Genomic DNA, 11,060 nt, shown 5'->3' with positions numbered 1-11,060 from the left:
GGGGATTTTTTGCTGAAAGTGTTTCGGAGAGCTTAGAGACTCGCCGTGCCGCCCTAGAAACGCATCAGGAAAACTACGGTGAGTCACGGAAAGCCGCGTCGGGTATCCCTCTTTGGCCATCAAGGGACCCGATCGGGGAACGCGGCGGGATGAATCTTTACGGCTTCGTTTGGAACGATGGAGTGAACTGGTTTGACTACTTGGGAATGATTGAAGTTGGAGGCGATGAGCTGCCTGATCCGACGAAGATCGAGCCACTATGGGTCAGCACGCTTCCATTCAAAAGGGGCGGTGAAACAACGTACGTTGCTAGAATTGGATTCACTTGCAACGATAGAATAATTAAGGCTCGTTTGAATGTCTTCAAGATTGAGATCGTGCTCAACTGGAACTGGGACAGCGACCTCTCCGATATTAAGGGTGAAACCGACTGGGAGGGTATTTACGGGCATGAGCAGTTACATGTGCTCTCTGTGAATGAGGCCCTTGAGGCGATCATCGAGGAAATTGAGCAATTAGATGAAGAAGGCGACAATGAACGTGCGAAGAAGTTGAACGAGGAATACGCGAAGAAGGTTGCCGAGGCCATTCATGAGGCGCTGCAGCACGATCCCGAGCCTGGAGATCCCAATAGCACAAAGCCGCGCGAGGGGGTTCCCTATCCGCCGCAGGATGGATCCAAGCCTGTTCCGCCGCGACCCGAGAAGGATCCTAATCCAGTGACGCCACAATGAACTCGCCTCAAATAGGTATCGCTTTGAGATTGCTCTTCTTTTTACTGCTTTTGCTAAGTCCGCTCTCTCTTAAAGGGGAGGTTCCGAATATTTCGCTTAGCATGTTTCAGCGTCGTCTTTTTTATCTCGGCGGTGTATCATCAGAAAATGCTAAAGCGTTGTTAGTTCGATTAGACGATATGCAGCTAGAAGAAATCGGTTCGAGTGAAGGCGCAGAGCGGATTTGGAGAAAGTGGTCGTTTGGGGAGAAGATTGGAACATTGACTGAAGTCGTGGTGACTTCGGACGAGATTTCCTTTCGCAATGTTGTTGTTCGGTGGAATGGTGAGCAATGGAAGGAGGCGGAAGATGCAATACCCTTTAGGATTGTAGATGCCGATCTTCGTGGAGAAGTAATTCAACTCTTCGAAAGAGTTTTCGAGAAACCCATTGTGATTTCACAGGATGGTTCTCCTTCAGGTAAATCTGGTGGAGGTGTTGATATCTATGAAGAGGTTTTCAGGTCGGATGAGAAACCGAAGCGTTGGGGTTTGCGGTCTGATTTTTTGACGGAAAAAGTGACGATGAGGCATTACGAGGCACGCGTGAGGGCTATTTCGCGAGGGGTGTTGGTCCCATCTTTCTAACGCGAAAGGTGTCAGTCAAGGTTTCCAGCTTTTCGGTCTGCGTCTACGGAATTCGCAGTAGTTTTCCCGGTGCTGATGCCGTGCCTTTCGGCGCTCCATTGTGCGAGTCTGTGAATGGGGTCAGTGTGAATGGGGTCAGTCCCGGAAAACGAGCACAAGCCTTTCCTGCTACGGCGGAAAGAGTAGCGGCGAAGTCCCTCCGGACCGCCTCCCCGGAATTGCCTTCCCCCTTAAAGTCAGGCTCCGCCCCTCCAAACATGCCGCTGGCGCGCCGTCACTAGTGCTGCTGGCCTTCCGGGGCCATGTGACGTTCGCGGCGTAATGCGGAGTGCCCGCCCCGTCACGGGTCCCCCGTGTCGCCCGCACTCCGCAATACCGGGACGAAGTCACAAGCACTCTCCGGCGAGGACCAAATTCCCTCTTCCTTTGGCCCACAGAATTGCTATTATCCGTGCAACCCGTGATGGGATTCCTAACCACATGCCCGCTTTCCGCTGACCCGTTCCCAAACCCGAGGAGACGTGTCAGGAGATTCGCAGGTAATCCACCTCCGTCACTCCGACTTGCGACGGATGGGCCCCAACGAACACCCTGGACGAAACGGCCTTCAGTCGCTCACACTGAGACCGGTGTCGCCTACTACGGCTTCCGCTACTATGATCCAATGGCCGGGAGGTGGCCATCCAGGGATCCGATTGAAGAACAAGGGGGAGTGAACTTGTATGGGTTTGTGGGGAACAACGGCGTTAATGGGGTCGATCTCACTGGCTTGAGCCCATTTATTGCAGAGGGAATTGAAACACTCTCTGACGGAAGGCCTGGGTTTAGAATCATATTGCAGCATCATCTTACCCCCGGCGAATATTACATTCAAATGGTAACGATTACGGAAACGTACAAAGAGTGTGACGGGACAAGCGGGGGGGATTCCCGCTTGGCAGGCGATCTCTGGTATCCATTTGATCAAGACACATTCCCCCAGCATGGGGGCAAAACAATGTTCGAGGATGTATGGCAACGGGGAAATCTTAACGAGAAATGCTCTTTTGGAACCTATTGGGAGGCCGAATTATTCAAAGTCCCAAAGGCCGAGTTTCAGAATCACGAAATTGCTCAGGCCAAAACTGGCTTCAATGCGAACCCCGATTCGGGGATGTTTAATATGCCGATAACTCCCGGACCCACCCAGAACTTTTTTGACAAGAGATTTGACGCAATACCAGGTAGAATTAGCGAGGGTAAGTACACGCTTGCATATTCATATTCCGATAATTGCGATGGAGACGGACAGGTGACCGAGCAATACGAACTTGGAGGAGACCTAAAGGAGGGATCGTAATGAAGGGCCTTTTACTGTTACCCCTGACTGTTCTGTTTTTTCAGTTTATTGGCACGGCGCAGTGCGCTCAAAAATCAAGATATGCTATCTTGTTCGAAGTTTTTGAGCTAGGCATCCCTGATCCTAATTTAGAGTTTGAGATGGGTTTGGTAATTGAAGGTAAGTGGGGAAAAATTTCAGTAGACCGCTTGTCTTATTGGGCGTCGATCATGAAGCCAACCAGCTTAGAAGAGACTCGGATTGCCGCTGCTTATGCTGGCTCCAAAATACCAGAAGTAAGAATGATTGCGGCTTGGTCCGTATTGAAATCATTTGAGATTCGTAGATCTGACTACCCGAACGATGTTACTCCTGTTTATGCGGGCGAACCTTTAGGATCTGTCAAACACAGGAAATTTAGGGCGTTTTTCGAGCAATGTTTGAAGCAAAAAGGTGTCAGGTGAGAATGGCACGTGATTAAGGCGAACTTCGTGCCGACAAGCCGCCTAGAATCAGGGCTTCAGCAGATGTTGGCGGGCTTAATCACGAATGACTGAATAGGGGTCAGTGACTGAATAGGGGTCAGTCAAAACTATTTGACATTTACTACGCCGTTTCCAGTAGCTCTCAGGAAACTGGGGTCAAGGAAACTGGGGTCAGGCGACAAATCTTGACAGAAAAGCCTCCTGTTAGAGCTAATTTGAAAGGGGTGGGTGCGTGAATCGTGGTGTTGATCCGAAGGATTTTGCCATGGGCAAAACCCATAGGTGCTCTTGGCCGTCGGGAGGGCCGGTGGGTCGAGCGGAAGAGCGGTCGGTCGTCGAAAAGGTTCCGCTCGACGCGGCGGCTCCCCGGCGGCGGCGCGAGCCGGTGATGCTCGCTTCATCTGGTGAGTCACCCGACGCGCCTTCTTTCCCGGCCCGCCTGCGGGCGGTGGTTTGGGGGTGTGCGGTGATCCGGGAGGTGGTGGAGCGGAGTGGCACCGTGGGCAGGCGGGGACCGCCTCGCGGAATTCACCGGCGGCCGGTGTGGCGGGTTTCCCCGAGCCGTGAGGCGAAGGCAAGGATTGCGGCCGGGCGCGGGGCTGCCTTTTTGCCGAAGGTGACTTGTGACTGCGCGGTAATGCGGAGGTGGGGGCGGCACGGAGGGGACCGCTTGGCGGCAGGGATCGTGACGGTCGGAGGGCACTGCGCATTACGCCGCGCACGTCACAGGACCCCGGAGGCCAGCAGCTCACGTGATCAGCACGCCAGTGGTGTGATTTGGCGGCGCGGAGCCTGATCGCAATCTACTAGAGACGCCGTAACTGGCTCAAGGATTGCAAGATTTATCACCTGACACCTTCTCTTGACACCTTCTCTGCTATTCCTCTTCTTTCTCGCTCAGACCCGGAATACCTTCTCGATTCCTTCTGATTTCCTCTTCCGAAAACTCCCTTTGCTTCTCGAGGATCGGATCAGATATTACCTTGGTGCGCACTCCTCTTTCTTCGCTCCCTTCACGTTGGGAGTCCGAGTCATCAGTATTCCGATCACAGCTGTAGCCGAAAAACGACATCAGCGCTATTGTCAGAATGAGCATCCAAGGTGCAACTGTCGTTAAACTCCCATTCATGTTCACTCACAAGTAGGGGGATCAAGAGGAGAGTTATCATATGGCTCGCCTTCCACATCAACTCCTCGATAGAAATCCAACATTTGCTTTAGGTCTGCCAGCTGTTCAAGCCTCTTAGACCCTAGTCCATAGGCCCTATGATCAAAAATGAGTTGCCAAGTGTCATTAGTGGTAGACCAAGCATCTGCTACTGCGTGAATCCACGTTACATATTCTTCACAACATTCCGAAGAAGAAAACTCGTGCCCATCGATCGGGTTGATCGTATCGGCAAGCTTATTCCAATGGAATGCTTCAACTTCCTCATGCCCTCGTTCGTGGTCTAGTGTCGATGTGTAACCCAAGCCATCTTTACTCCTCACCACATCGCGCTCCGCCTCCAGCACTTCAATCTCTATACTAAGATTACCATTCACGCTGAGAACGCAACCATCACATTTGGCTATCTCTTCGGGCCATTCTGATCTATGAATCCCTCTGGTCTTATAACCATCAATGCCGCGACCCAAGTCAGGAACATATTTGACTGGCGCTGATCCGACAGTGTATTTCTCTAACTTAAGTCCGAGATAATCCCACCGGTTCACCCCATCATTCCCCACAAAACCATAAAGGTTCACCCCACCATGCTCCTCAATGGGATCCCTAGATGGCCACCTCCCTGTCACCGGATCGTAGTACCGAAAGCCGTAGTAACGGATACCGAGATCGGTGTGCGGGACTGGAGGGAACTCTCTCAGGTTTGGCCGATGGGGCGAATTCGCCGCAAGTCGGCGTGACGGGGGGGTGTCACCTGCGAATCTCCAGTCTCGTCTCCTGGGACTTGGAAACGGTGCTGTGGAAAGTGAGCATGTGGCTAGGAATCCCATCTTGGTTTGCCCGGATACTAGCGTTTCTGCGGGCCGAGGAAAGAGCGTTCTTAGCCCTCGCCGGAGAGTACTTGTGACTTCGGCGCCGTAATGCGGAGGGCGGGCGAAATGGTGGGGCACCTTTAGGGGAGGACCCATGACGGTGGGGGGCACTCACCATTACGCCGCGAACGTCACATGACCCCGGAAGGCCAGCAGCACACGTGACAGCACGCCAGCGGGGGTTTTTGCAGCGGTGCGGAGCCTGATCGCATCTATTGGAGACACCGTAGCCACCTCAATGATCACAAGATTTATCACCCGACACCCTTTTTTGCGCTCATTCGAGAAACAGTAATTTTCGAGTTTTACCATTACGAAACTTTAAATGAACAACGGCATTTGGCAGGCGCTCCTTTCTGAGACTGAACGAATATTTGAAGTTCCCGTCCTTTCCAGAGGATTTCAAAGCAGTTTTGAGGACTAGCCCGCCATCATTACTCAGAAAGAAAAGGTTTGATCGATCTTCAACCTGTTCACCATCACAAATGATTGTTACAGAAACGATCTGCTCCCGGTCAGGTATCTCAGCCCGAAAGAGGTCTTCGATTTGTACTGTGACTGATTTCTCTGTCGTTGCTACATTCCCATTCTTCGGATCAAGCCTAATTTCATCAATCAATGATTCGCTCGCATTTGAAAGAGAAACACTAAGAAAAAGGATTACACCAAATGGTAGTCTCATAAAAATACCTATCCGTTTGCGGATTACAAAGAAGTCTAAGAAGTCTACTCCTTCCTACCCCCCCAGACTGGGAGGAAGTGGCCGCAAAGGAGGCACCCCACCTTCCCCCGGGGCAGGCGGAATCTCTGGATTCGGATGTTGATTCGGTGGCGTTCCTGGCACTTCACCTGGTCGTGGTCGCTCTGGCAAAGGAGGTGATCCCGGGCGGGGTGGATAACCGGTGTCTTCAGCTGGATTGGGATTACTCGGATCGGATGAATGCCCTTTTGAGCCATCAATAGCTTCATTCATCTTCTTCTGGTATTCTTCCTGAATTCGTTTGGCCTCTTCTTCTGTATTCTCGTTCGGAACAAGAGCCCTAAGTGCCTCCTCTATCTGCTTAGCCGCTTTTTGGGCTTCATCGATGTGCATCTGCTCATGACCATAAACACCTTCCCATGTTGGATCGCCCCCTCCCTTCATCTGACCACTAGGCTTATTCAATGAGTTGTTTAGGCGGATCTCACCTACTCCTTCGACATCGCACGTGATTTCGCCATCATCACATCGACAGCTAACGGTGACGGTATAGGTGTGGTGGCCTGAGCCTAGGGCTCCATCTCCAATAAATGGAAGGATTTTGCCGCCGTCCTGCCATTGTGCCGGAACATCTTTTCCCTTTGGGAGATTCGTCTCCCCAGGAACTAGCCCCAAAAACTCCCACCAATTCACCCCGTCATTCCCCACAAACCCATAAAGGTTCAGTCCCCCACGTTCCCCAATGGGGTCCCTGGATGGCCACCTTCCCGTCACCGGATCATAGTAACGGTAGCCGTAGTAGCCGAGCCCATCCGGAGGGCCGGAGACTGCCGCTGTAGGATGCATGGAGTAGAAACCCATTCGCCAAAATCATGGGGTTTTTGCCGGGAATTGGAAGCGGATTTATTTACTCCCTGATCTCCTTATTCCCTGTCCAGTTCTTCAGGGGGGAGCTCCACTGCAGCACACGTGATCAGCACGCCAGTGGCATGTTTGGCGGTGCGGAGCCTGGCTTTGAGGAGCGGAGCATTTCGAGGCGAGGTCTGGAGGGACTTCGCTTCTACTAGATTTGTCGTAAGAAAACCTGCCAAATGCAAAATGCAAGGACTGACCCGAGTCACGGAGCCTGGCTTTGAGGAGCGGAGCATTCACCGCCGGGGTCCGGAGGGACTTTGCTTCTACTGTAATCCCAGTAGGCAACGCCGCGTTTAACGGACCGACCCTATCCAACTCGGGTCTGAATGGGGTCTCTGAATGGGGTCTGCTTTGCTTTCAGTGATTCTTTGTAGCTGGAATTCCCGTCACCTCCCAATGAGCCCTCATGTCCTCTGCTGCAATCAATCTGTCAAACCGAAACAGCGACACCCGAGACCTTTCGATCTCCTCTAGCGAATAGGTTACTGATCCCGTCTTGATATACCTTACCCGTCCCCCGAACGGCTCAAGCATCACCTCTAATTGCCCCTCAGGAAAAGAATCCTCTAATGACGCAGGGGTTGAATCATACGAATAAAGGTAGTCATTGATGGCGAAGTTAATAGCGACAAAATACCGCTCTCTTTGCCTGGCTTGAAACTCGATTCTCGAAGACATCCTTGATGCAGTCCTGACACCGAATCCAATAACCAACAAAGCAAAACTTAGAGCCAGAACTTTAAGGACTCGACTCTTCATTATCGAAGATCCCTTTCAATAAACGGTGCTTGGGTTGAAGTATCCCTTTTAAATCCGCCCGCCTCATCGATGTGCCATTCATAATGTAGGTCGTCGTCATGCCCAACACCCACTCCTCGGACTTCGTCATAGTCAACGTATCGCTTTCTGGTCCACACTTTTCGTCCAGTGGGCAACCAAGTTTGAGTATCTATCTCACATTCGCACGAAAGGAAATGAAATCTCAGCCTCGTGTTTTGCGGTTCACTCGCAAGCCATTCGCAATCACCGTCGTCACACCAAGGAAGATGCCGCTCACCATGCGGATCCGGGAAGGGCTGGCCTTCTGCCCATCGCTCGCAGGTCTCGTATGTCCACCGAGGTCCAATTACCGGGCCCTCAATTTCATATCTTACCCATGCATAAACAGGCACCTTATGGTCTCTTGTCCAGGTTGCCTGGAGAGCGATAACCAAATCTAGCTCAATCAATTTCGCAGAAGGTACGTCACACTCCATTCCTTCTTCCTCAAAAACGGGCCACGGAGCACGCTTTTCATCAAAAAGCGGGTAGCCGTCTTCTGTCTTCATGCCGCGTGGGTTGTGGACACGTTGTCCTAATGAATCGATATTCGAAATTCCGTTATTGCCTACGAACCCATACAGATTCAGCCCACCCCTCTCCCCGATCGGGTCCCTAGATGGCCACCTGCCCGTAACGGGGTCGTAGTATCTGTAGCCGTAGTAGGCGATAGCGGTCTCGGTGTGAGCGACTGAAGGCCGTTTCCTCCAGTGTGTTCGTTGGGGCCCATCCGTCGCAAGTCGGCGTGACGAGGGTGAATCACCTGCGAATCGCCTGACACGTTTCCTCGGATTTGGAAACAGTTCTGCGGAAAGTGGGCATGTCGCTGGGATTCCCATCTTGATTGTCCCGGATCGTAGCGATTTAACAGGCCAAAGGAAGAGAGATTTTAGTCCTCGTCTAAGGGTACTTGTGACTTCGTCCCTGTAATGCGGAGTGCAGGGTGGCATGGAGGGGCCCCTTAGGGGAGGACTCATCACGGGGGCGGGCACTCCGTATTACGCCGCGAACGTCACATGGCTACGGAAGGCCAGCAGCACCCGTGACGGCGCGCCAGCGGCATGTTTGGAGGGGCGGAGCCTGACTTTAAGGGGGAAGGCTTCCGGCGGCGAGGCGGTCCGGAGGGACTTCGCTTCTACTGGAGTCGCTGTAGTCAACGCCGCATTTCACGGACCGACCCTATTCAGACCCTCGGACCGACCCTATTCAGACCCTATTCACGGCATCAGCACCGGAAAAACTACTGCGAGTTCCGTAGCCGCAGACCAAAAATCCGGAAACCTTGACTGACACCTTTCCCCCCGTGGGTTCATTTCCCCGCCCCCCTATTTCCCCTTTCTCTCCTTTATCGATCTCTCGAACATTCTCACTAGATCTCGATCCAATACTCCTCGTTCGAGCGGTCCAATCAGCGCACCCATCTTAGGCCCGAAATACCTCGCTTTCTCGTCATAGTAGGTCGCTATGATATGATAACTGACTCCGCTGACGAGACCTTCATTGCTTTGGCTCTTATTGCTCTTCCCCGACATTACCAGCGAGCAAATTTCCGATGCTTTCGACCAAATCTGAATAATTGATTCTTGATCAAGTTCAATCCGCCTCAAAGGAGCAGCCTCTCCCTCAGAAAAGCTCCACGAATACAATCGCAGTTCCACCTCTTTGGGTTTTCTGTTCTCTGGCCCACCGAAAGGATCCTCCAGTCCGATAGGAGTAATAATCAACAGATGATCCTCATTAGCTGCTGCGGAGCTACTACGATAGATTACAACTATAGGTTCATTCGAAACATTCTTTCTTAGGCCTGCTATGCACTCTGATGTCCTTTCTGCCCATTCGGAAGGAAACACAATATCGCCTTGATTGAGAAAACCGGCCTTTGTCTCTCGTGAATAGCAAGACGATATAAATGCTATGAAAATCATCGGAGCGAGCGCCATACGATCTATGAAAGTCCTTTTACTCAACATTAGGTTCGTGAGTTTTAATTTCCCCATTCAAATAGTAGACTGTGATAACCTTTCCTTCAAACACTCTCGTCATCGCTAAAGGCTTCCCGTCGGGATTATGACGACGCGGGAGATGCTTTCCAGTGTTTGGACTAATCATCCCATCAACGAAATTCTTATCCATTTGATTAAACGGCCCACCTTCAAATATGCGAAGCACCTTTTTCTTCTCCTCATTTGTTCGCCCTTCGGTTTCCACTCTGGTTCTACCTGGATGGGTATGCCACCAACCAATCTCTTTGTCATCGTCTTTACATTCGGGGGATTTCTCGGGAGAGCATCCTAAAGCCAGACCTTTCGACCATGACCACTTTCTAGCCGCAACAGTTGCATAGAAAGTTTTCCCATCTTCTTTACAGCAAATCCTTCCGCATCTCTCCAAAAGAACCATGGCAGTTTCATCTTCTTCAAATTGCTTCCTAGCTGCATCATGTTCATCCTTGATGAATTTTTCCCCAGCTGCGTGAGCAGCTGCAGCACCAGAATCGTGCTCTCCAGCAGCATCCGCTGAGGCGCCAGAAAGATCCTTTTCTAGGCCAAGCCGATCAGTCCAATTCACTCCATCATTTCCGACGAACCCATACAAGTTCACGCCACCCCGTTCCCCGATCGGGTCCCTAGATGGCCAAAGAGGGATACCCGACGCGGTTTTCTGGGGTCCATCGTAGTTTTCCTGATGCGTTTCTAGGACGGCACGGCGAGTCTCTAAGCTCTCCGAAACACTTTCAGCAAAAAATCCCCAGACGCGGTTTTTCGCGGTGGGGTCGCTTTTGCTCGGCACGGGTTCTGACGGGTAGTAGCCCAAAATTCTGGGCATAGTCCTAGCGACTTTCGGCGGCTAAAGGAAGAGGCTTTTTCAGGCCTTACCGCTGTCCCCCCTTGCTCCAGGGCGTCGCCCTGGTGGGCATCGATGCAGCTCTCGGCTACCCGCGTGAACGCAATGTCAAAAAGTTTTGACTGACCCCTATTCACTATTACCGCGCAGCAACAAGTCACCTTCGGCAAAAAGGCAGGCAGCCCCGCGGCCGGCCGCAATCCTTGCCTTCGCCTCACGGCTCGGAGAAGCCCGCCACACAGGCCGCCGGTGAACTCCGGGAGACGGTCCCCGCCTGCCCACGGTGCCGCTCCACTCCACCACCTCCCGGATCACCGCACACCGCCAAACCACCGCCCGCAGGCGGGCCGGGAAAGAAGGCGCATCGGGTGACTCTCCAGGTGAAGCGAGCATCACCGGCTCGCGCCGCCGCCGGGGAGCCGCCGCGTCGAGCGGAACCTTTTCGACGACCGACCACTATTCCGCTCGACCCACCGACCCCCCCGACGGCCAAGAGCACCTATGGGCTTCCCCCATGGCAAGACCCCTCGGATCAACACCACCATTCACGCACCGACCCCTTTCAAATTAGCTCTAACA

General features: G+C 52.5%; 9 protein-coding genes and 1 pseudogene. 4 read left to right on the top strand and 6 right to left on the bottom strand.

The genetic code is table 11. The features are described 5' to 3' along the window. The 4 genes from ACFQY0_RS20710 to ACFQY0_RS20695 all read left to right on the top strand — a co-directional run. The coding region (locus tag ACFQY0_RS20710; protein WP_379716804.1) for a hypothetical protein at window positions 1-734 on the top strand (734 nt) is incomplete at its 5' end. Continuing rightward, window positions 731-1,360 carry a hypothetical protein gene (locus ACFQY0_RS20705; protein ID WP_379716801.1) on the top strand — a complete coding sequence of 210 codons (630 nt, stop codon included), beginning with the start codon at window positions 731-733 and terminating at the stop codon, window positions 1,358-1,360. The genes ACFQY0_RS20710 and ACFQY0_RS20705, both read left to right, overlap by 4 nt. 463 nt (window positions 1,361-1,823) lie before the next feature. Beyond that, window positions 1,824-2,699 (top strand): RHS repeat-associated core domain-containing protein, encoded by an 876-nt coding sequence (locus ACFQY0_RS20700; protein ID WP_379716807.1) that lies wholly within the window; start codon window positions 1,824-1,826, stop codon window positions 2,697-2,699. Further along, on the top strand, window positions 2,699-3,142 hold the full coding sequence (locus tag ACFQY0_RS20695) for a hypothetical protein (protein ID WP_379716798.1): 444 nt from the start codon (window positions 2,699-2,701) through the stop codon (window positions 3,140-3,142). Before ACFQY0_RS20700 ends, ACFQY0_RS20695 begins: the two co-directional genes overlap by 1 nt. Before the next feature lie 1,152 nt (window positions 3,143-4,294). Here the strand turns inward: ACFQY0_RS20695 and ACFQY0_RS20690 are convergent. The 6 genes and pseudogenes from ACFQY0_RS20690 to ACFQY0_RS20665 form a co-directional block, all read right to left on the bottom strand. Next, window positions 4,295-5,161 carry an RHS repeat-associated core domain-containing protein gene (locus tag ACFQY0_RS20690; RefSeq protein ID WP_379716795.1) on the bottom strand — a complete coding sequence of 289 codons (867 nt, stop codon included), beginning with the start codon at window positions 5,159-5,161 and terminating at the stop codon, window positions 4,295-4,297. Between the two features lie 319 nt (window positions 5,162-5,480). Beyond that, window positions 5,481-5,885: a hypothetical protein gene (locus tag ACFQY0_RS20685; protein ID WP_379716792.1), complete on the bottom strand. Its 405-nt coding sequence runs from the start codon at window positions 5,883-5,885 to the stop codon at window positions 5,481-5,483. A 54-nt stretch (window positions 5,886-5,939) separates the two neighbouring features. Then, complete coding sequence (locus ACFQY0_RS20680) at window positions 5,940-6,764, bottom strand: RHS repeat-associated core domain-containing protein (RefSeq protein ID WP_379716789.1); 825 nt, start codon at window positions 6,762-6,764, stop codon at window positions 5,940-5,942. 812 nt (window positions 6,765-7,576) lie between these two features. After that, on the bottom strand, window positions 7,577-8,146 hold the full coding sequence (locus tag ACFQY0_RS20675; RefSeq protein WP_379716810.1) for a hypothetical protein: 570 nt from the start codon (window positions 8,144-8,146) through the stop codon (window positions 7,577-7,579). Between the two features lie 33 nt (window positions 8,147-8,179). Further along, window positions 8,180-8,476: pseudogene (locus tag ACFQY0_RS20670) on the bottom strand (RHS repeat-associated core domain-containing protein); the annotation flags it as partial. A gap of 1,120 nt (window positions 8,477-9,596) precedes the next feature. Further along, window positions 9,597-10,427 carry an RHS repeat-associated core domain-containing protein gene (locus ACFQY0_RS20665; RefSeq protein ID WP_379716786.1) on the bottom strand — a complete coding sequence of 277 codons (831 nt, stop codon included), beginning with the start codon at window positions 10,425-10,427 and terminating at the stop codon, window positions 9,597-9,599. Between the last annotated feature and the right edge of the window lie 633 nt (window positions 10,428-11,060).

The organism is Haloferula chungangensis (assembly GCF_042664875.1).
Taxonomy (GTDB): domain Bacteria; phylum Verrucomicrobiota; class Verrucomicrobiia; order Verrucomicrobiales; family Akkermansiaceae; genus Haloferula; species Haloferula chungangensis.
This window is presented reverse-complemented; position numbering and strand designations above follow the sequence as displayed.